This window comes from Thalassospira sp. SM2505 (genome assembly GCF_054901115.1).
The window spans coordinates 1,317,374-1,342,221 of the sequence record NZ_CM142731.1; the positions used below are offsets into that span (position 1 = coordinate 1,317,374).

At 53.5% G+C, this 24,848-nt stretch carries 22 protein-coding genes; 12 read left to right on the forward strand and 10 right to left on the reverse strand.

Features of this window, described 5'->3' with window-relative positions:
* Both ACTU44_RS05955 and ACTU44_RS05960 read left to right on the forward strand, forming a co-directional pair.
* Complete coding sequence (locus ACTU44_RS05955) at positions 1–1,119, forward strand: 4-oxalomesaconate tautomerase (RefSeq protein WP_462096932.1); 1,119 nt, start codon at positions 1–3, stop codon at positions 1,117–1,119.
* On the forward strand, positions 1,119–2,174 hold the full coding sequence (locus tag ACTU44_RS05960) for an isocitrate/isopropylmalate dehydrogenase family protein (RefSeq protein WP_462096933.1): 1,056 nt from the start codon (positions 1,119–1,121) through the stop codon (positions 2,172–2,174). Before ACTU44_RS05955 ends, ACTU44_RS05960 begins: the two co-directional genes overlap by 1 nt.
* Before the next feature lie 534 nt (positions 2,175–2,708).
* On the opposite strand, the gene ACTU44_RS05965 is transcribed toward ACTU44_RS05960, so the two are convergent.
* The 9 genes from ACTU44_RS05965 to ACTU44_RS06005 form a co-directional block, all read right to left on the reverse strand.
* Positions 2,709–4,130: an amidohydrolase family protein gene (locus tag ACTU44_RS05965; protein WP_462096934.1), complete on the reverse strand. Its 1,422-nt coding sequence runs from the start codon at positions 4,128–4,130 to the stop codon at positions 2,709–2,711.
* Positions 4,131–4,247: 117 nt separating this feature from the next.
* On the reverse strand, positions 4,248–5,117 hold the full coding sequence (locus ACTU44_RS05970) for a dioxygenase family protein (RefSeq protein WP_336080230.1): 870 nt from the start codon (positions 5,115–5,117) through the stop codon (positions 4,248–4,250).
* Positions 5,118–5,323: 206 nt separating this feature from the next.
* Positions 5,324–5,863 carry an NADPH-dependent FMN reductase gene (locus ACTU44_RS05975; RefSeq protein ID WP_462096935.1) on the reverse strand — a complete coding sequence of 180 codons (540 nt, stop codon included), beginning with the start codon at positions 5,861–5,863 and terminating at the stop codon, positions 5,324–5,326.
* Between the two features lie 47 nt (positions 5,864–5,910).
* Positions 5,911–7,233 carry a TRAP transporter large permease gene (locus ACTU44_RS05980; protein WP_462096936.1) on the reverse strand — a complete coding sequence of 441 codons (1,323 nt, stop codon included), beginning with the start codon at positions 7,231–7,233 and terminating at the stop codon, positions 5,911–5,913.
* Positions 7,230–7,757, reverse strand: coding sequence for a TRAP transporter small permease subunit (locus ACTU44_RS05985; RefSeq protein ID WP_114100105.1), 528 nt, complete (start codon positions 7,755–7,757; stop codon positions 7,230–7,232). Before ACTU44_RS05985 ends, ACTU44_RS05980 begins: the two co-directional genes overlap by 4 nt.
* 75 nt (positions 7,758–7,832) lie before the next feature.
* Positions 7,833–8,927: a C4-dicarboxylate TRAP transporter substrate-binding protein gene (locus ACTU44_RS05990; RefSeq protein WP_114100104.1), complete on the reverse strand. Its 1,095-nt coding sequence runs from the start codon at positions 8,925–8,927 to the stop codon at positions 7,833–7,835.
* Positions 8,928–9,008: 81 nt separating this feature from the next.
* The gene (locus tag ACTU44_RS05995; protein ID WP_462096937.1) at positions 9,009–9,413 is read right to left on the reverse strand and encodes a YciI family protein; all 405 of its coding nucleotides are present in this window, start codon (positions 9,411–9,413) and stop codon (positions 9,009–9,011) included.
* Between the two features lie 56 nt (positions 9,414–9,469).
* Positions 9,470–10,606 carry a CaiB/BaiF CoA transferase family protein gene (locus ACTU44_RS06000; RefSeq protein WP_462096938.1) on the reverse strand — a complete coding sequence of 379 codons (1,137 nt, stop codon included), beginning with the start codon at positions 10,604–10,606 and terminating at the stop codon, positions 9,470–9,472.
* Between the two features lies 1 nt (position 10,607).
* Positions 10,608–11,417 (reverse strand): citryl-CoA lyase, encoded by an 810-nt coding sequence (locus ACTU44_RS06005; protein WP_336080234.1) that lies wholly within the window; start codon positions 11,415–11,417, stop codon positions 10,608–10,610.
* 216 nt (positions 11,418–11,633) lie between these two features.
* On the opposite strand from ACTU44_RS06005, the gene ACTU44_RS06010 reads away from it, so the two are divergent.
* Positions 11,634–12,437: an IclR family transcriptional regulator domain-containing protein gene (locus ACTU44_RS06010; protein ID WP_114100100.1), complete on the forward strand. Its 804-nt coding sequence runs from the start codon at positions 11,634–11,636 to the stop codon at positions 12,435–12,437.
* 153 nt (positions 12,438–12,590) lie between these two features.
* Here ACTU44_RS06010 and ACTU44_RS06015 read toward each other — a convergent pair whose 3' ends face one another.
* Positions 12,591–13,718, reverse strand: a complete 1,128-nt coding sequence (locus ACTU44_RS06015) for a Gfo/Idh/MocA family protein (RefSeq protein ID WP_462096939.1) — start codon at positions 13,716–13,718, stop codon at positions 12,591–12,593.
* Between the two features lie 108 nt (positions 13,719–13,826).
* Between ACTU44_RS06015 and ACTU44_RS06020 the strand changes: the two genes are divergently transcribed.
* The 9 genes from ACTU44_RS06020 to iolB all read left to right on the forward strand — a co-directional run bounded on the left by ACTU44_RS06020 (position 13,827) and on the right by iolB (position 24,669).
* Entirely contained in the window at positions 13,827–14,657 is an 831-nt protein-coding gene (locus tag ACTU44_RS06020) for a MurR/RpiR family transcriptional regulator (protein WP_336080236.1), read from the forward strand.
* Positions 14,658–14,872: 215 nt separating this feature from the next.
* Complete coding sequence (gene iolG, locus ACTU44_RS06025) at positions 14,873–15,877, forward strand: inositol 2-dehydrogenase (protein WP_462096940.1); 1,005 nt, start codon at positions 14,873–14,875, stop codon at positions 15,875–15,877.
* 436 nt (positions 15,878–16,313) lie between these two features.
* The gene (locus tag ACTU44_RS06030) at positions 16,314–17,255 is read left to right on the forward strand and encodes a sugar ABC transporter substrate-binding protein (protein ID WP_462096941.1); all 942 of its coding nucleotides are present in this window, start codon (positions 16,314–16,316) and stop codon (positions 17,253–17,255) included.
* Positions 17,256–17,328: 73 nt separating this feature from the next.
* Positions 17,329–18,426, forward strand: a complete 1,098-nt coding sequence (locus ACTU44_RS06035) for an ABC transporter permease (RefSeq protein ID WP_114100096.1) — start codon at positions 17,329–17,331, stop codon at positions 18,424–18,426.
* Entirely contained in the window at positions 18,426–19,205 is a 780-nt protein-coding gene (locus ACTU44_RS06040) for an ATP-binding cassette domain-containing protein (RefSeq protein ID WP_114100095.1), read from the forward strand. Before ACTU44_RS06035 ends, ACTU44_RS06040 begins: the two co-directional genes overlap by 1 nt.
* Positions 19,205–21,118: a bifunctional 5-dehydro-2-deoxygluconokinase/5-dehydro-2-deoxyphosphogluconate aldolase gene (locus ACTU44_RS06045; protein WP_462096942.1), complete on the forward strand. Its 1,914-nt coding sequence runs from the start codon at positions 19,205–19,207 to the stop codon at positions 21,116–21,118. Before ACTU44_RS06040 ends, ACTU44_RS06045 begins: the two co-directional genes overlap by 1 nt.
* Positions 21,115–22,944 (forward strand): 3D-(3,5/4)-trihydroxycyclohexane-1,2-dione acylhydrolase (decyclizing), encoded by a 1,830-nt coding sequence (iolD, locus tag ACTU44_RS06050; protein ID WP_462096943.1) that lies wholly within the window; start codon positions 21,115–21,117, stop codon positions 22,942–22,944. The genes ACTU44_RS06045 and iolD overlap by 4 nt, the downstream gene beginning before the upstream one ends.
* Positions 22,945–22,948: 4 nt before the next feature.
* Complete coding sequence (gene iolE, locus ACTU44_RS06055; RefSeq protein WP_462096944.1) at positions 22,949–23,854, forward strand: myo-inosose-2 dehydratase; 906 nt, start codon at positions 22,949–22,951, stop codon at positions 23,852–23,854.
* Positions 23,854–24,669: a 5-deoxy-glucuronate isomerase gene (iolB, locus tag ACTU44_RS06060; RefSeq protein WP_462096945.1), complete on the forward strand. Its 816-nt coding sequence runs from the start codon at positions 23,854–23,856 to the stop codon at positions 24,667–24,669. Before iolE ends, iolB begins: the two co-directional genes overlap by 1 nt.
* Positions 24,670–24,848 lie beyond the last annotated feature (179 nt).

A 24,848-nucleotide genomic window follows, 5' to 3' on the forward strand; every position in this document is an offset into this window, starting at 1 on the left:
ATGAAAAACATTGTGATTGTTAATGACCAACATGCGGTTCCCTGCGTGATGATGCGTGGCGGGACTTCCAAGGGGCCGATCTTTCTGGCCAGTGATTTGCCCGAAGATGTTGCTACACGTGATCGCCTTTTGCTTGCGGCGATGGGGTCACCGGACAAACGTCAGATTGACGGTATTGGCGGTGCCGATACGTTAACCAGCAAATCATGCATTGTTGCACCATCCAGTCGACCGGATGCAGATGTCGAATTCCTGTTTGCCCAGGTCGCCATCGACAGGGCAGAGGTCGATGTTAATCCGAATTGCGGAAACATGACCGCCGCCGTTGCACCATTCGCGATCGAGGCCGGTTTGGTGCCTGTTACAGGCGATGAAACTTTGGTCCGGATTTACAATAAAAACGTTGGTGCATTGGTTGATGTATTGGTCGCAACGCCCGGTGGGAAGGTGACCTATAGTGGTGATGCGGCGATTGATGGCGTACCTGGTACGGCATCTCCCCTGATATTGCGGTTCAAGGATATCATGGGCAGTAAAACCGGCCGGCTCCTGCCCACAGGCAAGCCGATCAACTATATCGACGGGCTTGAAGTGACCTGTATTGATGTGGCAGTGCCGATGGTGATGTTTCGTGCTCGCGATCTTGGGCTCAAGGGTAATGAAACAAAGGCACAGCTTGACGGCAATGCAGATTTGATCGGGCGGATGGAAGCTGTTCGTCGCAAGGCATCGGAACTTATGGGGCTGGGCGACTGTGCTGGCAAGGTTGTGCCCAAAATGGCTATTCTGTCCGAACCAACAAAAGGTGGTGATATTACCTCGCGTTATTTTGTTCCGCATAATTGCCATGCGACCCATGCTGTGACGGGGGCGATCTGTGTTGCCAGTTGCGCGTCCCTTTCCGGTAGTATTGTTGATGGTATGATCAATCTTAAGGCTCAGCCGCAGCAATGGATCCAGATCGAGCACCCAAGTGGCATGATAGCTGTGGAACTGACCATTGAAGGATCAGGGCCCAATCTCTCGGTGATATCGGGCGGGGTGATCCGCACGGCACGCCGGTTGTTTGAGGGGCGGGTTCTTGTTCCCGAAAACATTCTGACGGAGGTTCCGGATTGATGGATGTTGTCTTGTTGCCGGGTGACGGTATTGGACCGGAAATTACCGCTGTTACCCGCAATGTGCTTGAGGCCTTGGACCTTACGTTTTCACTGGGACTTGAGTTTAGCAGCGAAGACGTCGGATTTACGTCGCTTGAAAAGCATGGGGCCACCATTACGCCAGAACTAATCGAACGTGTGCGGAAAGCTGATTTGGCTATTCTCGGACCGGTTGATACCGCGCATTACCCACCGGCGGATCAGGGCGGGATCAACCCATCGGCGGCACTGCGCATCAATCTGGATTTGTACGCAAATGTAAGGCCTTCAAAGGTGTTTGAGGGCCTTCCTTCGGCAGTCGGGAATATGGATTTGGTGATTGTGCGTGAAAACACAGAAGGTTTTTATGCAGATCGCACAATGTATGCCGGAACTGGCGAGGTGATGCCAACGCCTGATCTTGCACTTGCCACGCGCAAGGTGACACGTCAGGGCAGTTACAGGGTCGCGGCATATGCTGCGCAATTGGCTGCCAAGCGTCGCAGTCACCTGACGATTGTGCACAAGGCCAATGTTTTAAAGCTTAGTGACGGTCTGTTTCTATCCGAAGCGGAGAAAGCCGCCGCCGAGCAAGGCGGGCTTCAGGTTCGTGAAGAACATGTTGATGCCATGGCGTCACTTCTGGTCAGAACGCCTAGTGCGTTTGATGTGATTGTTACCACCAATATGTTTGGTGACATTCTTTCAAATGAGGCGGCCGAACTGGCCGGCGGGCTTGGGCTTTCCGGGTCGCTTAATGTCGGGGATGAGAATGCGATTGCGCAGGCGTCGCATGGTTCCGCGCCGGATATTGCAGGCAAGAATATCGCCAACCCCGTATCGCTTTTGCTGTCGACCGCTTTGCTTCTGGAGTGGAAGGGAGCAAAAGCCGGACGCAACGATTTGCAGCAGGCTGCCAACCGTCTCGATCTGGCAATTTCTGAAATGCTCAAAAGTCCGAATACGCGAACAACTGACCTTGGTGGAAGACTGACGTGCAGTGATTTTGGTTCAATCGTGATCGATAAGCTTTAGGGAGCTCTTTTCGACAAGATAATCGCCATTAGTATGTGTGATGATGGATGGACAATTTGAGGTAGCTTTTAGCCCATAGTGCTTGCACCCCTCCAATGGAGTAGTATTCAAGTCAATCAGAAAAAAGTCATCTTTTCTGTCAATCCTGCAGCTTTTTGTCAGCTTATGTGTCAATCCATGTCAACTTGTCTGGCAATCGGAAATACCAAGTGGTTGATTTCTCTGCATGTCGAATGTCAGCTTTTGTGGCACGTGACAAGTGTTTACAGAGCGTATTCACTGCTCCATTGCCTCTCATTCTTCCCACATGAAATTAACCTGACGGACCAGCTACCCGCATTGTCATAATTCGGGGTTGGGGCGTGCAATTTAGTCCGGATGTGTTTTGGGTTGATCAAGCCGGAGCAGAAAAACTGCGACCTGATGTGAAGATCAGATCGCAGTTTTGCGGGTGTATTGCAAAATTCTTTGGAGAAGCAATGCTGCTTTAGGCTGCGCCTTTTGCTTCTTGCCAGCTAAAACGTCTCACTCCGATCACTGAACGTGATCCTGGATTGCGAGTATGTTTTTCTCAATGCCTGCGGCGGAGAACAATCTGTCCCGGCTTGCTTCGAGGTTTTTACGAAGGCTTGCCAGATCAGCGCCAACCAGTTTGCCTTGCCACTTCCGGATCTTGCCTGCAACCATGACGGTGTCGACGTTGCTGCGCTCCATTAATGTAACAACGGCGCCGGCTGCGTTGTTCAGTGGCGCAACGTTGAGGGCATTGGCATCAAGCATGATGATGTCAGCCTCTTTGCCAGGTTTCAGGCTGCCAATGCGGTGATCAAGTTTGAGCCCTTTTGCCCCGCCCATTGTTGCGTGATAGAGCGTGTCCATGCACTGAAGAAGGTCCGGATATTCTTTGCCAGACAGCGCCATGTCGTTGGCAAACATCCGCTGCAACGTAATCATCGAGCGCATCTGGGTGAAGAAGTCGGCTGTCATGGTGCATTCAACATCGGTCGACAACGAGATGTCCATGCCAAGGTCAAGCGCCTGCTGAATTGGTGGCGTTCCATGGCGCATATGCATTTCAATGGGCACTGACAACGAGACGTGCGATCCGGCATCTGCAGCAACCTTCCATGCATAATCGGACATCCCTGTCATATGAATGAAGATGTTGTCCGGTCCGAACCATCCATCTTTGGCAAGGGTGTCGAAGGTTTCCTGCATGCCGAAAGTGCCCACAACATGCAAGGCAATCGGAAGACCAAGATCACGGCCGATTTTCCAGGCTTCCTCGTAACCGGGCAGATAGATTTCGCCGCCCATCACCATGGTGGTTAACTGGTCGTCAGAATTGAAGTACTGATCCCTGATACGTTTGGCATCCCGGGGATATTGTGCACGATCACCCCACCCCTCGAAATATCCGAAAACACCCCGTCGACCCGCGGCCTGAAGGCCCTCGATTGCTGCATCGGAATGTTCGGGGCTGTGATGGATCTGGCTAACATCCATTACAGTGGTCACACCGGCATCAAGCTGTGCGAGGCCACCAAACAACTCATTGATGAAAACATCTTCCGGTTGGTAATGCATCGAGAAGTTTTGAAGGATGGTTTCGTAGTAGTTGGATTTGTTGACCGGTCGTCCGTCATTCATCAGTACGGCGTGGGCCAACTGCCCGCGCAAAGCCGTTTCAAATTGATGGTGATGCGTATCGACAAATCCCGGCATGACAATTTTTCCGGATGCATCAATGACTTCTGCATCCGGTGCATCAATCTCGTTGTCAACGGCAATGATTTTGGAGCCTTCGATCAAAATCGAACCGGAGACAAAGTTGCCGGTCTCTTCATCCATACTAAGGATAACAGCGTTCCTGATCAGAACCTGACGTTCTTTTTCTCCGGCACCGCGTGGCAGCGGATCAAGCAGGGGCGTACTTCGGTCAAAGTCAAAATTCAAGGGGCATGGTTCAGCGGCTGGTTTATTCACACACAGTCTGCACATAACATTTCCTTCCCGATATTTTTGTATTGGTCGAAGTTTCCCCGGCTGATCTGCTGGCGCGCAGCATCCTGATTACGCGTTATTGTCTGGCGCCATCACGAAGTCATACTCGATGACGGCATCGGGTTTGCGCGCAAGATCGAAACTGGAAAGGTCAACCTTTGATGCCGGAACCACTTTGCCGATCAGGGATTTGCGGACACCGAAGACCGCGTCGTTTCCAAGATATTCGGTGTTTTCGAAGAAGACCTCGGTGGTCACGGTGTGCATGCCCGGATGGCGGATAATGTAGTGGAGATGTGCCGCGCGCCATGCGTGACGATTTCCCGCACGGAGCAACTCGCCAACCGGACCGTCATAAGGAACTGTGTAGGGTTTTGGCAAAACCGTCGTGTAGTAATAGCGGCCCTCTGAGTCTGTTTTCAGCTTGGCCCGCAGGTCGTATTTGTCCTGACCGTGTTCTTGCTCCTGAATCGGATAGGTTCCGGATGCATCCGCCTGCCAGGTGTCGATGACTGCCCCTGATAAGGGGTGATGGAGAATGTCAGTGACCTTGCCATGGACCAGAACGATGGCGCCGCTGCGATCGCCTGCAATATCACAACCAAGCGGCATGTTTGCAGCATCATCAAGATAGAACGGGCCAAGGTTGGAGCCCTCGGTTGCGCCGCCACGGGTATTGAGCATATCGACCAAAGCCGAGAAGCCAAGCACGTCGGACAGAAGAATGAATTCCTGGCGTTCTGGCGTTGAGATTTTCCCGCAGTCATACAGGAACGTAAGAACTTTCATCCACTCATCGTGGGTGATGTTCATTTCGCGTGTGTAGTCATGCAGGTGTTCGATCAAACCATGAAGCAATTGCTCAAAGCGACTGCCCGGCTCGGTCTTGAATGAGTCCTTTACGGCCTCGGTGATATTGAACTGGTTCACATCTGACATTTTTCTCTCCCTGAAAGCCGTCTCATTGCTTGTGAATGCAAAGGCCTTCGATAATTTGTTCTACAGAGTTTCTGCTGAAACGATATGGCACCCAAATTCTTCGTCAAGGGAAAATAATTTCGCATTACGAAAAATGCCATTTGTTTCGGGTGGTATTTCTTCCGATAAAGTCCGCATGTGTTTTGACAGGCACAGGGCTGACTGGTTTACGAATTCAGCCGGGAAACGAAGGCCACCAGGCCTTCCGTCGCAAAATCAAGGACGGCCTGATCTTCAAACGTTCCCTCGATCAGTTTCTTTGGTGCCGCAGGCACAACAATTTCCTGCCAGGGAAATACTTCCGCAAGCATCCCGTTGAGGATGTATTTCAGGTGGCCTTGCGCCCGTACCCCGCCAAGTGCGCCGCCGGAAACGGAAAGAACGAAAACCGGTTTACCCTTGAACACGGACTGGTAGGCAGGTCGTGAAGCCCAGTCGATGGCATTCTTTAAAACCCCGGGGATACTGAAATTATATTCCGGTGTTGCGATTACCACACCATCGGCCGTTGCAATTGCGTCGACAAGGTTCCGGATCTCCTCGTTCATTGCCCGGTCGGCGTTGTAGTGTGGCAGCGCCCCAATGTCTGCATAGGTCACATCCGTCACGGCGGGGACAGATTTTATCCTCTGCTCAAGTGCGCGAAGCAAAGCAGTAGAGGAAGAATCCTGTCTCAAGCTTCCGGAGATAAAAAGCAGTTGGGTCATTGTGTGTAATCCTGTGGTCGTTAAAGTTGCTCGAAAGCAAACCGGTGTCAGAGGCGTGCAAGCCAGGTCGAGATTTCCGGAATGGCAGCAAGTACAAACAGTGATGCCACCATCGCCAGAAAGAACGGGGTCGAGCCCCGGAATATCTCGCCAACTTTCAAATCGTTTTGTCCCAGGGCGGTTTTGATCGTGTAGACCGAAAGCCCAAATGGTGGCGTCAGCAAACCGATCTCGACGGCGACAACCGTCAGAATGCCAAACCAGATCAGGTCAAATCCCGCCTCGGTTGCAACCGGGATTGCGATTGGCAGAACGATCAACATGATCGAAATCGAATCAATCAGGCAGCCGAGCAGAATGACCAGTAGAAGGAACAGGGCAAGGAAGCCGTAAGGACCAATTGGCCCAGACAACATCCAGTCTGCCAGCAGGGATGGCAGCCCGGACATGGCCAGCATTCGGCTAAAGAAGGTTGCCGCCATGATCAGGAACAGAACCGACACGGTGATCTGCCCGGCCTCGACCAGAAGATCCCAAAAGATTTTTCCTGAAAGGGTACGACGCAGCAGTGCAATGACAAGTGCGCCGCATGCCCCGACAGCGCCGGCTTCGGTCGGATTAAGGAAGCCGCCATATAATCCGCCAAGGACAAGAACCATCAGGCACAGGATCGGCAAAATGCGTTTTGCCGTGCCACTGGCACCCCAGGCTGTGTCCTGCGCCGAGAAACTGGAACCTTCGGCATTCTCAAAGACAAACGACTTCTTTGTGAAGGCCAGGATCAGGATGGTCAGGGAGAACATAACCGCCAGCAGAAGCCCCGGCCCGATGCCCGCAAGGAACATCCTTCCGACAGATTCTTCTGCAAGGACCGCATAGACGATCAACAACAGGGATGGCGGGATCAGCATGCCAAGAACGGAGCTGCCGGCGACCACGCCAGTTGCAAACTTTCGTGTATACCCGTGACGGGCCATTTCAGGCACCGCAACCCGGGAGAAAACAGATGCCGAGGCGATAGATACCCCCGTGATAGAGGCAAAGACCGCATTGGCAAATACAGTCGCAATTCCCAGTCCGCCAAGAACCCTTTTAAGCATCCTCTCAAACACGTCGAATGTATCTTTGCCGATACCAGAAACTGTGACCAGTAACCCCATCAGCACAAACAGCGGTACAACCGCAAACAGGTATTCGCGCAGACTGTCATTGGCGACGGAGCCAATCATTCGATAGGCGACAATGTCGTTACGGATAAAGCTGACTCCGACAAAGGAGACAAGCAGCATTCCCACGCCAATCGGCATGCCCAGGCAAATGAGAAAAATGAGTGCAGCAATGGCAATGAGACCGATCTCGACGCCTGTCATGACGCTTCTCCTTTGCCGGCCTGAAGGCCGTTTCGGACATTTGTTACTGATTGAATAAAGAACTGGAGTGCAGCAACAGAGATGCCGACAAGGATCAGCAGGCGAAACGGCCAGGTCGGCAGGGTTGCGACACCGACAATGCCGATAAATTCGGCTTTGGACAGATCCTTGATGAAGATGTCCCATGTTGACATCGCCATGATAGAGCACATTACACCTGCGACGATGTCGAACAGCGCAATCAGCAATGCAGCTCCACCCGGATGAAATATATTGAGTATGTGATCAATGAATTCTGTACGCGAAAGGCGTGCATGGCGGACCGTCGTGCCAAGCTGCAGGAACACAATCATCACCAGAGTAAGGGCGCCGAGCTCTGATACCAGTGGCAGTGAAGACCCCAGCAGATTGCGCGCGACAACGTCGCTACAAATGATGAGCATCAGCACACCAATCATAATCGTCCCCAGAACGGCAATGCCATCCACCACAAGGGTCCAGAGGCGTGCTATCGTGTTTGTCATATTTTCCTCCTCCAGCAATGCAGGGACCGCGTCTTAACAGTCCCTGACATTGTGGATTATTCGGTCTCTCTGTTTTTATTGGGCGTCCCAGTCGCGTGCCGGTTCTTCGCCACGATCGCGCAAGCCCTGCATGTATGCGGACAGCATTTCACGGGCGGGCAATCCGCGCGCCTTACCTGCTTCGACCCATTCACCGGCAATATCGGGAAGGTTGTCGACCCACTGTTGGCGCTGGTCTTCCGGCATGACCGTAAGCGTGACGGGCGGGGTCTGGTTTGCACCCAATTCAATGATTTTGTTGAGCGCAAGCTCGTGACGTTCCATCAGGTCCTGGGCATGTGCTTTCGAATAGAAGTCTCCGGCAGCAAGCAGGGCATTCTGAACTTCCTCAGGCAGTCCGTCCCAGCTGTCACGGTTAATTGCCAGTCCACCCGAGAAAACCACACCCGCATTTACACGCGTGATATAGGGCGCGACTTCATAGATTTTCGTCGGCAGAACACCGAGTGCGAGGGACAGAACGCCGTCTGATACACCGGTCTGAATATCGGTGTAGAACGTGGTGAGTGCGCCATCAACTGCGTTGGCATTGACGCCGCGCAACCATGTCCCAAGGACGCCAGGTGCAGAGATCTTCATTCCGTCAAGGGTCGCAAGATCGTTGATCGGCTCTTTGGTGTAGAGGTCATAGCTGTCCGCACCGGTCGCACCGAGGAATACAAGATTGTATTGTTCCCACTCTTCACGGAATGCCGGAACCTTGTCAAAAAGGTCGGTCATCGTATTGAGCTGGGCGGGGACATTATTGGTGGAGAAGGGCGTATATCCGGTCACCTGACTAAGCGGCATTTTCGCGCCTTCAAGGTATGAAAATACCCAGCCGATATCGGTAATACCCTGTTCAACCGACGTTAGCGTCGCATTGGCTTTGTAAAGCTGGCCGCCAAACGCTTCGTTCCAGTCGATTTTGTAGTTCCCGCTTTCAGCAAGGATACGGTCGGTTTCCTTCATGAAATGGGTCTGGATCATGCCAATCCACGGGATTACGGTCGGGTGACTGGATGCCACCGTAAGCGGAACGGTTTCCTGCGCATTCGAGACAGTCGTAAATACGATGGACGAGAGCGTCATCGCCCCGGCCACTTTCAGTGCGTTAAACATGCCTTTCATAGTTTTCCTCCCTTTATGGTTATGTCTGGCAATGTAGTTCCGGCAGGCCGGTCACAGATGACAGGTTTGCCCATCCCCCGATTAAACGAGGGAAAAAGTCTGGCTGGACATGTCCAGCTTCACCGTGAGGCGACCTTCATTGATCATCCAGGGGCGAATGCGAAAACGTCTTGCGCCGCGCTGATGCATCGGATCACGCTTTGCAATCTCGGTTGCGTGTTTGAGGTTCTCTGCGCGGATTACGACCATGCCTTCCCCGGCCCACCTGGTTTCATCATCCGTCCAGAGCGGAGCCGCGGACCAAAGGATGCCTTCATTTTCCAGGGACATCTGAAATGCAAGATGGTCTTCGAGATTTTCCATCACCGGACCCATGCCATTGACCGGTTCGGTAAAAACAACAAAAAGCTGTTTTTGCAGCATGGCGCTGCTTGCGGCCTCGACATCTGCGCGCAGGAGGGCATCCTGCTCTGCTGCTTCAGTCATGTGTTGCCTCCTCTGATTGGGCGTTCTGTTATTGCGTTTTCCCGTTCTGTGCGGGATTAGCTGTTTTTCAGTTCAGTGCGAATTGCGTCCCCGTGCTCGTCAAGGACAGGTGGCGGCAGAACATCAAGATCGGGTGTTCGATTGAAGTTGTAGGGGGCGCGGACAGTCGTGAAGTTGCCCATTGTCGGATGGGTGGCTGAGACCGACAGATTTAGATGAATGGCCTGCGGGTCATCAAGGGCTTCGTCTGCGTCATAGGCTGGTGAATGCGGAACTTCATTGTCACGCAGCTGATCGCACCAGAAATCACGTTCCCGGCCTTTGAATACAGGTGTGAAGACGTCGATCAGGTCATCCTGATGAGCAATGCGCGCCATTCGCTCGCTGAAGCGCGGATCGTCATTGAGCTGTTCCATTCCGGTTGCAGCAAGCAACCCGTCCCAGAACTTGGTTGGAGATGACAGGTGGATCGCAACCCATTTCCCGTCGGCACATTCAAAGGTGTAGGACTGTGAGACGACCGGGCGTGACAGCGGCCCCATAACCTCGCCTTCACTGAAATAGTGGGTGAAGCTATCAAGGTTGAAATGGCTCATTGCCTCAAGCATCGAGATATCAAGGCGCGCACCATCTACGCCAGGCTTGCGGGCCAAAAGTGCCGCGAGAATACCCAGGGAGGCATATTGCCCCGTGATGGCATCGGCAATCGCCGGACCAATGACGCGCGGGTTTTTGGGCGGTGTTACCAGACGTAAAAAGCCACTGGCAGCCTGTGCAACAGTATCGAATGCAGGGCGGTCGCGTGCCGGGCCATCTTGCCCAAACCCCGAAATCGCACAATAGATCAGGCCCGGGTTGCGTTTGCGCAAAGCGTCTTCACCGGCACCAAGTTTTTCAGCAACGCCCGGGCGGAAGTTCTGAATGAAAACATCCGCGCTTTCGATCAGTTTATAGAATGTCTCCAGATCATCTGGTGTTCTGGTATCAAGCGCGATTGAGCGTTTGTTGCGGTTATAGGTCTGGAAATGTGGTGAATACAGCCCGCCCTTGAAAGCGCGGAACGGATCGCCGGTTTCCGGCCTTTCGACCTTGATGACATCAGCCCCCAGGTCTGCAAGATGCATGCTTGCTGCCGGACCGGTGATATAGGTTCCCATTTCGACGACACGGATGTGTTCCAGCATCTTTGCCATGCTATTTTGTCTCCTGCTTGGCTGCCGATGATGGGCCGTCATAAGAAATGGCAAGGTCGGCGTGATGCGACATTACAAAGCCGATTGACCGGGCGGATTCTTCAAACAGATGAGCCGCGAGGCCTGCTGTGCGCGCCAGCAACGGCACGGCCTTCATCGCCTCGGCTGGCCAGCCTGCGTCAAGCATGCAGGCTGGAATGGCCCCGGACACGTTGATCGGCAGTGGACGGCCCATCACATCGGGCGCGATTGCTGCAATTGTTCTGAGTGTTTTGATGTGATCGCCAACCAAACCGTACTCTTCTGCAAGTGCCAGCAATTTGTTTGCGCGTGGATCGCCAGAACTGTGCTGCGGATGGCCAAGGCCCGGTACTTTTTTGCGTGCACTCTTTAGTTCATTCAGGCTCGAGGTCGCAGCAGTTTCGATTGTCTGACCCGGCTCTTTGCTATCTGCAAGAACCGAAACGATATAGTTGCCCGCGATCTCGGAGCTTCCGGCAACCACACTGCCCATACCAAGAATTCCGGCGGCCATTGCGCCCTGCCATGCTTCCGGGGCAGCGGCCAATGTCATTCTTGCCGCCTGAACGCTCGGGACCAGTCCGTGTTCGGCGATCGCGATGAGGCAGGCATTCATCATCGCCTTTTGAAACTGATTTGGTTGTTCACCGGTCACCAGCAGCCAGAAATATTCTGTGAGGTCGACGTTCCCGATCAGCTCATCACACAGATCGAAGCCACGGACAGTGATGCTGTCTGCATCTGAGGTGGCAATCGCTGTGAATGGCTGGTCTTGCTTACCTATTCTCATTTTGGTAGCCTTTTTCGTATAGCGAAAATTATTTCTCACAGCGAAGATAACGTGGTAAACAATTCAGAGTCAAGAGCGAGAGCTCAAGACCAACTGCAATGTGTTTTCGCTAGCCGAAAAATTTGATAGATACGTGAGTGCGCTGACATGGCCCGCAAGAGGTCAGGCCCGCCGAAATGATGGCAACATATGCTCAGGTTGGAACAGGAGAATTGTATGACTGACGAAGTCGAACGGCCATCAGAGTTTGTCGAGGCTCTTGCAAAGGGACTTGCTGTTCTCGAGAGCTTTGATGCCAACCACAATGAGATGACACTCAGCGAAATCGCGCGACGCGTTGACCTGTCTCCGGCAGCAGCACGGCGCAGTCTGATCACGTTGTCGCATCTTGGCTATGTCGGTCAGACAAACAAGCGCTTCCATCTGCGCCCCAAGGTCATGAGCCTGGGTTCCGCTTTCTATTTCTCGGCGCATATCGACGAAATGCTGCAGCATGAATTGCGCCATATTGTCGAGACATTTGGCGATGCGTCATCGGTAGCCACGCTTGATGGATTTGATGTGATTTATATCGCTCATTTCTCGACACAGCGGGCGCGACGGGCTTCTGCAGTTGTCGGTGCACGATACCCGGCACATGCAACTTCAATGGGCAGGGTGCTGCTGGCTGGTATGGAGCCAGACAAGTTCGAGACGTGGCTTGCGGAAATGACCCCCGTGGCTTTGACCAGCAAGACAGTTATCGATAAGGAAGCGCTGCGCGATGCAATAGAGAAGGTCCGCGAACAAGCCTGGTCGACAACTGTAGACCAGCTTGATTACGGCATCACTGCCTTGTCAGTTCCAATCCGGGGCAGTAGTGGGCGTACTATCGCGGCTCTTAATTCATCGGGATATTCTGGCATGGTGACTGCCGACCAGCTTGTCGAAGAGCGACTTCAAGAATTGCGCCTGGCGGCATCGCGCATTTCGCAGTCTCTGTACAAGAACCCGATTTTCGAAGCAATTATTGGCGCTTGAGCACTTAGGGGCTTGAGCACTTAGGAGAAGGGATCGGCAATACTTCTCGGCTTGGCCGCACTGCGATTGTGCAGTTATGCGCCAGCATGCCCGGTGCACGTATCGATATCCTCTCATTCCCGAGTGGCAAAACACGTTTAAAGTAGTATTGGGTCATACCTCGGAGAGCGAGACTCTGGTCCCGTTTTTCGCAGAGATGGCGATTGCGTGAATTGCTTTTTCAAATTCGTAAGCATGTTCAAAATCTGGGTGTGGCGTGCTGTCATCCCGGATAGAACGAAGCAATGCAGAGGCCTCGATCACTTTAAGATCGTTAAAGCCCAACTGATGGCCTGGTGCCGGACAGAATTCTCCATAAGGCGGGTGAGCGGGGCCGGTCAGGATGGTCGTGAAACCTTGCTGAGCCTTGTCACCTGAGTTGCGATAGAGATGCAATTCGTTCATGCGCTCCTGATCGAAACAGAGCATGCCCTTGGTGCCGTGAACTTCCCACGCCAAACGATTCTTGCGTCCCCAGGCGGAACGCGATGTAGAGAGGCTGCCGTGAGCGCCATTGGTAAACCTGACCAATGCTGATGCGGTATCCTCGTTCTCAACCTTTGCGCGGCCTGTTCCATCTGCAAGCGGGCGTGTGGTGTGAATGGTTTGCATATCGGCAATCAAGCTGTCGATTGGTCCGGCGAGGCCGTATGCCATTGAAACAAGATGACATCCCATGTCACCCAGGGCCCCGAGCCCGGCATCGGCGAGTTTGGCGCGCCAGGTCCAGGGTAACGCCGGATCGGCCTGATAATCCTCGTCTACCCAACCACGGAAATGGACGATATCACCGATTTCGCCATTTTGGACAAGTCGACACGCATGTGAGAAGGCAGGGTTTTTAATATAGTTATAGCCCACCATGGTCTTTACGCCTGCTTTGCGGGCGGTGTCACGCATCTCGCGCGCCTGATCAAGCGTCAAAGCGAGTGGTTTCTCGCAATAGACATGCTTGCCTGCCTTGATCGCAGCAATTGCCATGTCGAAGTGAAGCGTGTTTGGTGTGGTAATCGAAACGATATCAACGTCGGGGTCTGAAACCAAAGCCGTCCAGTCGTCTGTGCATTTGGCAAAACCAAACTGGTCAGCCATCTGTTTGGCTTTCTCTTTCGGAGTATCGCATAAAACGGCAAGGTGAGACTCCGGAACATCGCCCATAACCGCCCGGGCAGCGCCAAATGCCAGTGCGTGTGCCTTGCCCATGAAGCCCGTACCAATCAGGCCAATCCCAAGAGATTTCATTTATTGGAACTCCTCGCCTAGTCAAAATAGAATTTTTGTTCTATTCATATGGATGATCATGGAACGAACATTGCGTCAAGCAGAAACAAAAAAGGAAGAACAAACGCCATGAGTGATCAGACCGCACCTGTTTCGCTTGAGGAATTCAATCATCGCTTGGCCGAAATATCGGAAACCATGCCCAAACGGCTGCGGCAATGTGCCGAATTTGTCGCGCAAAACACTGACCGGATTGCGGTATCGACCGTGGCCGAGCTTTCTGCCGGGGCCGGTGTGCAACCATCTGCGTTTATGCGGTTTTGTCAGCTGATGGGGTTTGCCGGTTTCTCTGACATGCAAAGAATGTTTCGGGAAACCTATGCGCAGAAATGGCCTGACTACGCGACGCGCCTTGAAAATTTGCGGGCAACTGGCGACGACAGCCCAAGTGCCCTTCTGGCAGAGTTTGTCGAGGCCGGGCGCCTGTCACTTGAGAACTTGGCGACAACCGTTGATCTTGAAACGCTTGAAACTGCGGTAAATGTTCTTGCCGCAGCCCCGATGATCCATGTCGTCGGATTTCGTCGTGCCTTCCCGGTGGCAAGCTATCTGTCCTATGCCTTTGAGAAAATGGACATCGCCGCTGTGCTGCATGACGGTGTGGGAAATCTTAATCCCCGTCATGCGATCCGCAACGGGGATGTGGTTATCGCGATTACCTTTGCTCCCTATTCGCAGGAAACGATCGATCTGGCTGCTTATGCCCATGCAAATGGCAACAAGGTGATCGCAATCAGTGATGCACCAAGCGGGCCGATGCGCAAGACGGATGCCTTGATGTTGTCTGTTTCCGAGGTTGATGTCGGAGCCTTCAGGGCATTGTCTGCCACCATTTCACTGGCTATTGCGCTTGCCGTTTCGGTCGGGGCCAAGCGCGACAAGCTGGGGAATGGAAAATAATTATTGAAAAATAACATTAATGGAATAAATATTCCATTCGTGCGGTCTGTGGACGGCGCACGTGTCACCACAAATGGATGCACAAGACATCCGCAGGACCAGCCCGAAATCGCCAAAATGCTCAATGGTTGCCGGCACCTTGCGGGCGCATGGCATGATGGTGAGGGATGGTTGTCGCAAGGACGGCGAAAAAGCCAAAGGGAAGGAATATCGGAATGCTTAAAATTGGTCTGCTGGGTGCAGGGCGTATCGGCCAGGTCCATGCGGTCAACATTGTTGCTCATCCGCAAAGTGAACTGGTTGCTGTATCGGACAAGTTTCCGGAAGCAGCCCGGAGTCTTGCGCAGGCTCATGGTGCAGCCGCGCGTACGACCGAGGAAATCATTGCTGACCCTGCGATTGATGCGGTCCTGATTGCAACCTCGACCGATACCCATGCCGACCTGATGGAGGCGGCAACAGCAGCAGGCAAAGCGGTTCTTTGTGAAAAGCCGGTTGATCTTGATCTAAAACGCGCGGTGGATTGCCTTGCCAGATGCGAGCCGTATGGCAGGCCGGTAATGGTTGGCTTTAACCGTCGGTTTGATCCGAACTTTGCCAGCCTGAAGACCGCATTTGATCAGGGTGAAATCGGCAAGGGTGAATTGCTGTCGATTACATCCTTCGATCCGGCCCCGCCGCCAGTCAGCTACGTCAAGGTATCGGGTGGAATTTTCCGCGATATGGCGATCCATGATTTTGATATGGCGTGCTGGATTTATGGTTCCGTGCCGGAAAAGGTGACGGCAATCGGGTCAAGCATCGTTGATCCGGCGATTGGCGAGGCCGGTGACTTTGATACGGCGATCACCACGCTTGAATTTTCGGGCGGGCGCATGGCTGTCATCAAGAACAGCCGCCGTGCGGCTTATGGTTATGATCAGCGGATCGAGTTTCTGGGCGCAGAAGGATTGCTTGTTGCCCATAACGTTCTGGAAAATACCGTTGAGAAAATCACGAGCGCAGGCGCAACCAAAGCCAAGCCGGAACATTTCTTCCTTGAACGCTATGCCAAGGCCTATCAGATCGAATGGGACAGTTTTGTTCAGGGTGTTCAAGGGAAAGGGGATCTTCCTGTGCCCCTGAAAGACGGGATCAATGCCCTTGTGGTTGCCGAGGCCGCAGCACTGTCCGCACGCGAGGGGCGGACAGTGGATGTCGCAAGGGAAATCAAGTCCTGACGGGATCAGCGACTTTTGCGGGTTGAGTTTGCGCCGGCGCAGTCAAAAGGCTGCGCCGGTTTTGTTTTGGAATGTTGGTCTGTCAGGGGATTGTGCGAGTCGTGCACATGATTGATGGAACCGGATTTTTTGCGGGTTTTAAAGGGAGCTTCGCAAGAGGATGCTCCCTTGCGTCTCACAGGCTGTCTGGGCCTGTTTTACGGGAGTCCTGATGATTCAGTGATGTACCATAAAGGGCTATCTCGCAGTGCAATAGAAAAAAAATGTTGATTTTATCTGAAAATAGAACAAAAATTCTATTCAAGGATTTCAAAGGGACGGTTCTACGTTCCCTCATACTTGGCAAGAAGGCCGCATGAAGACGACCGATTGCCCGGAAATCACATAATCCGAATGGGACAACCCCAACATTCTCAGCCGACTAGGGAGGCAACTGATGAAAAAGGCGCTTACTGCCATTGCGGCAGCAGCATTTGCATTGACCGGCATGACCGGTGCGGCATCTGCGGAAAATGAAAAATTCGTTCTGATCAGCCATGCACCGGATTCCGATAGCTGGTGGAACGTGATCAAGAATGCGATCAAGGTCGCGGGTGGCCAGATGGGTGCAGAAGTCGAATACCGTAACCCGCCGACCGGCGATCTCGCCGATATGGCCCGTATTGTTGAACAGGCCGCTGCAACAAATCCGGATGGCATCATTGTCACTATCGCGGACTTTAACGTTCTTAAAGGTCCGATCACCGATGCGGTGGACAAGGGCATTCCGGTGATCACGATTAACTCCGGTACGCAGGAACAGTCCGAAGAGCTTGGCGCGTTGATGCATGTTGGGCAGCCGGAATATGATGCCGGTTTCGGTGCTGGTAAACGTGCTGCAGCAGCAGGCGCAAAAAGTTTTGTCTGTGTAAACCACTACATCACCAACCCGGCATCTGTTGAGCGTTGCCGTGGCTTTGCTGACGCCCTTGGTGTCGAACTGGGCAGCCAGATGATCGATAGCGGACAGGACCCGTCGGAAGTCAAAAACAAGGTCAGTGCGTATCTGAACTCCCATCAGGATGTTGATGCGATCCTGACCCTTGGTCCAAACTCGGCCCATCCGACCCTTGCTGCCCTTCGTGACGCCGGTCTTGCCGGTGAAATGATGTTTGGCACGTTTGATCTGTCGTCAGAAATTGCCGAAGCAATCAAGGCCGGTGAAATCAATTTCGCGATTGATCAGCAGCCTTACCTTCAAGGGTATCTGCCGGTTGTAATCCTGACCAACTATGCCCGTTACAGCGTTCTGCCGTCCGGTCATATCAATTCAGGTCCTGGCTTTATCACCAAAGAGAATATCGCCCAGGTCGAAAAATACGCTGGCGAATACCGTTAATCTTCCTCCCTGCCAAGGGCGCGCAACTTGGCCGCCCTTGGCACCCCAAACTATCAGCTAAAAGAGTGATGCCATGTCGGACGAGCGGCTCAAGCAAGTCTCAGCCATTCGCCGTGCCATGATCAGGCCCGAACTCGGTGCGATCTGCGGTACGATCCTGGTCTTTGTTTTCTTCTTCATGATTGCTGGCGACAGCGGCATGTTTTCTCCGGAAGGCATTCAGAACTGGGGGGTGGTTTCCGCCCAGTTTGCGATCATTGCCGTGGGGGCCTGCCTGTTGATGATTGCAGGCGAGTTTGATCTTTCCGTCGGTTCCATGATCGGTTTTGCCGGGGTGGTGATTGCCATCCTGTCTGTCCAGTGGGGCTTGCCGGTCTGGCTTTCGATCATTTCGGCCTTCATTATATGTGTCGCCCTTGGCGCGCTGAACGGGTTCCTTGTTATCAAGACCGGTCTGCCGAGTTTTATCGTTACCCTGGCATTTCTTTACATTTTGCGCGGCCTGACCATCTGGCTGTCAATCCTGACGACGCGCCAGACCATTATCGGTGGCGTCAAGGAAGTGGCCCAAGGAGATCCGCTGGCCTGGTTGTTTGGTGGCGTGATCCTGAAAGATCTGTTCCAGTGGTTGGGTGACATTGGCGTCATTGATACATTCACCCGTGGATCGCGCATGGGGCAGCCGGTGGTCGAAGGCGTACCGATGCTGGTTCTCTGGGCGTTCGCGCTGATTATTTTCGGTCACTGGCTTTTGACCAAGACGAGGTTCGGAAACTGGATTTTTGCGTCCGGTGGTGATGCGCAGGCCGCACGTTATGTCGGTGTTCCGGTCAATCGCGTTAAAATATTGATGTTCATGTTTACCGCATTTTGCGCGACCGTGTTTGCCACCTGTCAGGTGATGGAATTTGGTTCTGCGGCGGCAGACCGTGGATTGCTTAAAGAATTTGAAGCAATCATTTGCGTGGTCATTGGTGGCGCATTGCTGACCGGTGGCTATGGATCTGTGATCGGTGCTGCTCTTGGGGCGCTGATCTTTGGTGTGGTTCAGCAGGGCCTGTTCTTTGCCGGTGCGGAAAGCTCGCTCTTCCGCGTCTTCCTTGGCGGGATTCTGATCTTTGCTGTCATCATGAACACATATATCCGCCGCATGATTACGGGAGAACGGTGATGAGCACGCCTCTGATTGAAATGGACAATATCGAAAAGCATTTCGGTCCTGTCATCGCGCTTGGCGGTGTTTCCTTCAGTGTTATGGAAGGGGAATGTCACTGTCTTCTGGGCGACAACGGTGCGGGTAAGTCAACCTTCATCAAAACCATGTCCGGGGTTCACAAACCAACCAAGGGTGTGATGCGGATAAGCGGTCAGGATGTCGTTTTTGACAGTCCGCGTGATGCGATGGAAGCCGGAATTGCAACGGTGTATCAGGATCTGGCGATGATCCCGCTGATGTCGGTTACCCGCAATTTCTGGATGGGACGTGAACCGCGCAAAAGTTTCGGTCCGTTCAAATGGATTGATTTCAAACATGCCAATCAGGTGACCATGGATGAAATGTCATCAATGGGGATTAACCTGCGCGAACCCGAACAGGCGGTGGGTACGTTGTCGGGCGGTGAACGCCAAACGGTGGCAATTGCGCGTGCGGTTTATTTCGGAGCCAAGGTCCTGATCCTTGATGAACCGACCTCGGCCCTTGGTGTGCGTCAGACATCGAATGTGCTGGCGACCATTGACCGGGTACGCAAGGCCGGGATTGGCGTCATCTTTATTACCCATAATGTGCGTCATGCGATGGCCGTGGGTGACAGGTTCACGGTCCTGAACCGTGGGCAGACCCACGGCACGGCGAAGCGCGGTGAAATCAAACCGGAAGAGTTGCAAGACCTGATGGCAGGTGGTCAGGAACTGGCCGAGCTAGAAGGGTCTCTCGGGGGGACGATTTAATGAAGCGGCTGGATGTCATAACGATCGGACGATCGTCGGTTGACCTTTATGGCGCGCAGATTGGCGGGCGCCTCGAGGACATGGCGTCGTTCAATAAATATATCGGCGGGTCCCCGACCAATATGGCCTGCGGGACAGCGCGGCTGGGGCTTAAATCAGCCCTGATCACCCGGGTCGGTGACGAGCATATGGGGCGTTTTATCCGTGAAAAGCTTGTTGCCGAAGGCGTTGATGTGCAGGGCGTCATTACCGACCCTGAACGTCTGACCGCGCTTGTCTTGCTGGGCGTGCGTGATCAGGAACAGTTTCCGTTGATTTTCTATCGCGAAAACTGTGCTGACATGGCGCTATGCGAGGAGGATATCGATCCCGATTTCATCGCAAGTGCACGCTGTGTGACGGTGACTGGTACGCATCTGTCGCATCCGAAAACCCGTGCTGCGGTCATTAAAGCGGTGAGACTGGCACGTGATCATGGTGCCAAAACCGCACTTGATATTGATTACCGTCCTAATCTTTGGGGGGTGTCCGGGCACGGGGATGGTGAAAACCGTTTCATTGCCTCGGATGCGGTGACCAGGGAATTGCAGGCGACCTTGCATCTGTTTGATCTGATCGTCGGCACCGAGGAAGAATTCCACATTGCCGGGGGGACAACCGATACCCTCGAGGCATTGGAAAATGTTCGGGTGATCTCGGATGCGACGCTTGTTTGCAAGCGTGGTCCGATGGGGGCGGTGGCATTTACCGACAGGATTGGCGCGAACCTTGATGACGGAATCTCCGGTCCGGGATTTGCGGTTGATGTGTTTAACGTGCTTGGTGCTGGTGACGGTTTCATGTCAGGCCTGTTGAAAGGCTGGCTGAGTGACGAGGATTGGGAAACGTCGCTTAAATACGCCAATGCATGCGGGGCGTTTGCGGTGTCACGCCATGGCTGCACACCGGCTTATCCCAGCTGGGAAGAATTGCAATTCTTCTTTGATCGCGGGATGAAAACACCAGAACTGCGCAACGATGCAGAACTGGAACAAATTCACTGGTCGACCAACCGGACAGGCAATTGGCCGGAAATGCGCGTTTTTGCCTTTGATCACCGGATGCAGCTTGAAGACCTTGCCGATGAGCTCAGCGTTTCGCGTGACCGTATCGGATCTTTCAAGGAGCTTTGCCTGCGTGCGGCCCGTGACGTTTCGGGTGGGCGCGAAGGTTACGGCATTTTGTGTGATCGCAGATTGGGGCGGGATGCCCTTTATGCCGCAGCGGGCACCGGGCTTTGGATCGGGCGACCGGTTGAACTTCCGGGGTCGCGCCCGCTTGAACTTGAAATTGGTCCGGATCTTGGCAGCAAGCTTGCAGAATGGCCGGTCGAACATGTGGTCAAGGTTCTGTGCTTCTATCATCCCGATGATGACGATGTGACCAAGGCCAGTCAGGAAGCAACCATCGTACGGCTTGCCGATGCAGCACGTGGCAACGGGCTGGAATTCCTGCTTGAAGTTATTCCGTCAAAAGTACGCGACTGTGACGATCAGACAACGGCAAAGGTAATCAAACGTTTCTATGAGATCGGTGTCTATCCCGACTGGTGGAAGCTTGAGCCAATGAAGTCGGATGTAGCATGGCGCAATGCCTGTGACGCCATTGCCCAAAATGATCCTTATTGTCGGGGCATTGTGGTGCTGGGTCTTGACGCACCCGAGGCAGAGCTTGTGGAAAGTTTCGAAGTCGCAGCACGCTTTAACATGGTCAAAGGCTTTGCTGTCGGGCGGACCATCTTTGTCGATGTTGCACGCGACTGGTTTAAAGGTACGATCGATGATGATCAGGCCATTGCATCGATGGCCCAAAAATATCGCGCCCTTTGTGAAACGTGGGACGCGGCGCGCAAGAAATCGGGAGGAGCGGCATGAAAACCGTTCGTTTAACCGCCGCCCAAGCCATGGTGCGGTATCTGAGCGTACAGCTCAATCATGACGGCGAAGGCTTTTTCGGGGGCTGCTGGGCCATATTTGGTCATGGTAATGTCGCCGGAATTGGTGAGGCCCTGCATGGGGCGGGGGATAGCTTTCCGACATGGCGAGGCCATAATGAACAGGGCATGGCCCTTGCCGCGATTGCCTATGCCAAGGCATCAAATCGCAAACGCGCCATGGCGGTCACGACCTCTATCGGGCCGGGTGCGACCAATATGGTGACAGCTGCGGCACTGGCCCATGTCAACCGGTTACCGGTTCTTCTGATACCGGGCGACGTTTTTGCCAATCGTGCGCCGGATCCGGTTTTGCAACAGGTTGAGGACTTCGGCGATGGCTCGATTTCGGCCAATGACTGTTTCAAACCGGTCAGCCGGTATTTTGATCGCATTACCCGCCCGGAACACCTTTTGACAGCATTGCCCCGCGCAATGGCGGTTCTGACCGACCCGGCTGAATGCGGTCCGGTGACGCTAGCCTTCTGTCAGGATGTACAGGCAGAAGCCTATGACTGGCCTGAAAGCTTCTTTGCGCCGAAAACCTGGAAACAGTCACGTCCGCGCGCAGACCTTGATCAGATTGAAGATGCCATTGCGGCGATCAAATCGGCGAAAAATCCGCTGATCATTGCAGGCGGTGGTGTGCATTATGCCGATGCGTGTGATGATCTGCGTGATTTTGCCCATCGTCACAATATCCCGGTGGCAGAAACCCAGGCCGGGAAATCGGCCCTGCCGTGGGATGATGAGCTTAATCTGGGGTCGATCGGTGTGACCGGGGCAAGCAGCGCCAATGCCATTGCCGAAAATGCCGATCTGATTATTGCGGTTGGTACACGTCTTCAGGATTTCACAACCGGAAGTTGGGCTCTGTTTAAAAGACCGAACTGTCGCATTCTTTCAATTAACGTCGCGGCATATGATGCGCGTAAACATGGTGCGATCTCGGTCGTTGGTGATGCCAAGGTAACCTTGGCGGAATTGACCGGGGAGCTGGGTGAGCATCGCGCAGATGCCGTTGACCCCACCCTTAAGCAAAGCTGGGTAGATACGGTTGATGGCGTGACCGCCATGCCGACAGGAAATGCCCTGCCAACCGATGCGCAGGTTATCGGTGCCGTCCAGCGTAGCAGCGATGAGGATACGATTATTGTTTGTGCTGCTGGTGGTCTTCCTGGCGAGTTGCACAAACTTTGGAAAGCTGCCCGGCCGAACGGCTATCACGTGGAATACGGCTTTTCCTGCATGGGCTACGAAATTGCCGGTGGTCTTGGCGTCAAGATGGCGTGCCCGGATCGCGAAGTCGTCGTTATGGTGGGCGACGGGTCCTACATGATGATGAATTCCGAACTGGCGACCAGCGTGATGCTCGGCCACAAGATCATCACTGTGATCCTTGATAATCGCGGCTTTGGCTGTATCAACCGTTTGCAGATGGCAACCGGTGGGGAAAGCTTTAACAACCTGCTGGATACCGCACGCCACGCCGTACCGTCGGCCATCGATTTCACCGCACATGCCGGTGCGATGGGGGCGATTGCCGAAAAGGTGTCTTCAATTACCGAACTTGAAGAAGCCATGGTGCGTGCGCGCAAGGCAGACCGGTCATACGCCATCGTGATTGATACCGATCCATTGCCAAGTACCGAGGCCGGTGGCCATTGGTGGGATGTTGCGGTGCCGGAAGTATCGGTTCGCCCGTCTGTGAACGAAGCCCGCAAAAATTACGAAGCTGCGCTGAAGAACCAGCGCCCCGGAGATTAAGAACATGATCCTTTACGGTACCAACCCGATTGCCTGGTCCAATGATGATGACCAGACCCTTGGTGCAGAAATCAGCCTTGAAACCTGCCTGTCCGAAGCGGGCAAAATCGGTTTTGATGGCATCGAAAAGGGCCACAAAATGCCGACCGAGCCGACGGATCTTAAAGCGGCCCTTGATCCTCATGGTTTGAAATTTGTTTCTGGTTGGCATTCGCTTAATCTTCTGGCCCATTCGGTCGAGGATGAGAAAAAAGCCATCCAGCCGCATCTGGATTTGCTTAAGGCCATGGGCTGCAAGGTTTGTATTGTTTGCGAAACGTCAAACGCCATTCATGGCAATGACGAAGCGCCATTGAATGACAGCCCGGTTCTGGCCGATGACCAGTGGGCGAAATTTGGAGCCGATGTCGAAGAAATCGCCGCTTATTGTGCGGATCAGGGCATTGATCTGGTCTATCACCACCACATGGGCACGATTGTAGAAACGGCTGATGAAATTCATGCCTTCATGAATAATACCGGCCCGAAAACCAAGCTGTTGCTTGATACCGGTCATGCCTGGTTTGGTGGGGCGGATCCCGAAGAACTTGCCGTGCGTTACATGGATCGCGTTGGTCACATCCATTGCAAAAACGTGCGTCCGGCGATTAGCAAACAGGTCCGCGAACAGGGGCTTAGTTTCCTTGAAGGCGTGCGTCGTGGTGTCTTTACCGTGCCCGGCGATGCCGAGGGCGGTGTTGCGTTCGAGCCGGTTCTGAAAATTGCGGCCGAACACGCATATTCCGGCTGGCTGGTGATCGAGGCTGAGCAGGACCCCAAAATACGCAATCCGTTTGACTATCAGTCATTGGGTCTGAAATCGCTTCGGGATATGGCACGGAAAACCGGACTGGATAAAGGAGACGCCTGATGGCTGATCTGCTCAGAAAACCCAACGGCACCACGGGCAAGGTCCACGATATCACAGCCGAAAGTGCCAATTGGCACTATGTCGGATTTGGCCTGTATCACCTTAAGGCCGGGGAAACCGCAGCCGAGGTAACCGGTGATCGCGAAGTCATTCTGGTTCTGGTTGAAGGCAAGGCAAAGATTTCGGTCGATGATCAGGATTTCGGTGAACTTGGCAAACGGATGAGCGTGTTTGAGTGCATACCGCCAGCCTGTGTTTACGCGCCGAATGAAAGTAACTGGAAAGCCGTGGCGACCACCGATTGCACAATCGGGGTCTGTACCGCACCGGGCAAGGGCAATTACCCGGCACGTGTGATCGAGAATATCGAGCTGGTGGAACGCGGAAAGGGGGCGAATACCCGTTACATCCATCCGATTGCGATGGAAGAAAAAGACATCGCCGACAGCCTTCTGGTGACCGAGGTCTTTACCCCGCAAGGGAACTGGTCAAGCTATCCGCCGCATCGCCATGACGAGGATAATTATCCCGACATGACCTATCTTGAGGAAACCTATTACCATCGCCTGAATCCCAGTCAGGGTTTTGGTTTCCAGCGGGTCTTTACCGAAGATGGCGAGCTTGATGAAACCATGGCGGTTTCGGATGGGGATGTCGTCCTCGTGCCCAAAGGCCACCACCCATGTGGCAGTCCGTATGGATATGAGATGTATTACCTTAATGTCATGGCAGGTCCGATGCGCAAATGGCGTTTCCAGAACCACCCGGATCATGACTGGATATTCCAGCGCGACAGTACTCCGGCGAAAGATTGACTAAATCGAACTTTTTGGGCCGGGCAAAGTCACGTCAACATAGACACAGGCCAATGGGGAAACCCATAGGCCTGTGTTGCAGTTAAGTGTTCTTGTTCGCGCAGGACTCACATGACTTTGCGTCTGTTACTGTGGCCAGGAATATTACCAACCTTATGTGTATCTTGCGGTTGATCGTT

Coding starts and splice junctions, on each gene's coding strand:
- ACTU44_RS06035 (WP_114100096.1), top strand. CDS start 17,329: ATGTCGGACGAGCGGCTCAAGCAAGTCTCAGCCATTCGCCGTGCCATG.
- ACTU44_RS06020 (WP_336080236.1), top strand. CDS start 13,827: ATGAGTGATCAGACCGCACCTGTTTCGCTTGAGGAATTCAATCATCGC.
- ACTU44_RS05960 (WP_462096933.1), top strand. CDS start 1,119: ATGGATGTTGTCTTGTTGCCGGGTGACGGTATTGGACCGGAAATTACC.
- ACTU44_RS06040 (WP_114100095.1), top strand. CDS start 18,426: ATGAGCACGCCTCTGATTGAAATGGACAATATCGAAAAGCATTTCGGT.
- ACTU44_RS06030 (WP_462096941.1), top strand. CDS start 16,314: ATGAAAAAGGCGCTTACTGCCATTGCGGCAGCAGCATTTGCATTGACC.
- iolD (WP_462096943.1), top strand. CDS start 21,115: ATGAAAACCGTTCGTTTAACCGCCGCCCAAGCCATGGTGCGGTATCTG.
- ACTU44_RS06045 (WP_462096942.1), top strand. CDS start 19,205: ATGAAGCGGCTGGATGTCATAACGATCGGACGATCGTCGGTTGACCTT.
- ACTU44_RS05975 (WP_462096935.1), bottom strand. CDS start 5,863: ATGACCCAACTGCTTTTTATCTCCGGAAGCTTGAGACAGGATTCTTCC.
- ACTU44_RS05995 (WP_462096937.1), bottom strand. CDS start 9,413: ATGACTGAAGCAGCAGAGCAGGATGCCCTCCTGCGCGCAGATGTCGAG.
- ACTU44_RS06010 (WP_114100100.1), top strand. CDS start 11,634: ATGACTGACGAAGTCGAACGGCCATCAGAGTTTGTCGAGGCTCTTGCA.
- ACTU44_RS05985 (WP_114100105.1), bottom strand. CDS start 7,757: ATGACAAACACGATAGCACGCCTCTGGACCCTTGTGGTGGATGGCATT.
- ACTU44_RS05990 (WP_114100104.1), bottom strand. CDS start 8,927: ATGAAAGGCATGTTTAACGCACTGAAAGTGGCCGGGGCGATGACGCTC.
- iolG (WP_462096940.1), top strand. CDS start 14,873: ATGCTTAAAATTGGTCTGCTGGGTGCAGGGCGTATCGGCCAGGTCCAT.
- ACTU44_RS06005 (WP_336080234.1), bottom strand. CDS start 11,417: ATGAGAATAGGTAAGCAAGACCAGCCATTCACAGCGATTGCCACCTCA.
- ACTU44_RS06015 (WP_462096939.1), bottom strand. CDS start 13,718: ATGAAATCTCTTGGGATTGGCCTGATTGGTACGGGCTTCATGGGCAAG.
- ACTU44_RS05955 (WP_462096932.1), top strand. CDS start 1: ATGAAAAACATTGTGATTGTTAATGACCAACATGCGGTTCCCTGCGTG.
- ACTU44_RS06000 (WP_462096938.1), bottom strand. CDS start 10,606: ATGGCAAAGATGCTGGAACACATCCGTGTCGTCGAAATGGGAACCTAT.
- iolE (WP_462096944.1), top strand. CDS start 22,949: ATGATCCTTTACGGTACCAACCCGATTGCCTGGTCCAATGATGATGAC.
- ACTU44_RS05980 (WP_462096936.1), bottom strand. CDS start 7,233: ATGACAGGCGTCGAGATCGGTCTCATTGCCATTGCTGCACTCATTTTT.
- ACTU44_RS05970 (WP_336080230.1), bottom strand. CDS start 5,117: ATGTCAGATGTGAACCAGTTCAATATCACCGAGGCCGTAAAGGACTCA.
- iolB (WP_462096945.1), top strand. CDS start 23,854: ATGGCTGATCTGCTCAGAAAACCCAACGGCACCACGGGCAAGGTCCAC.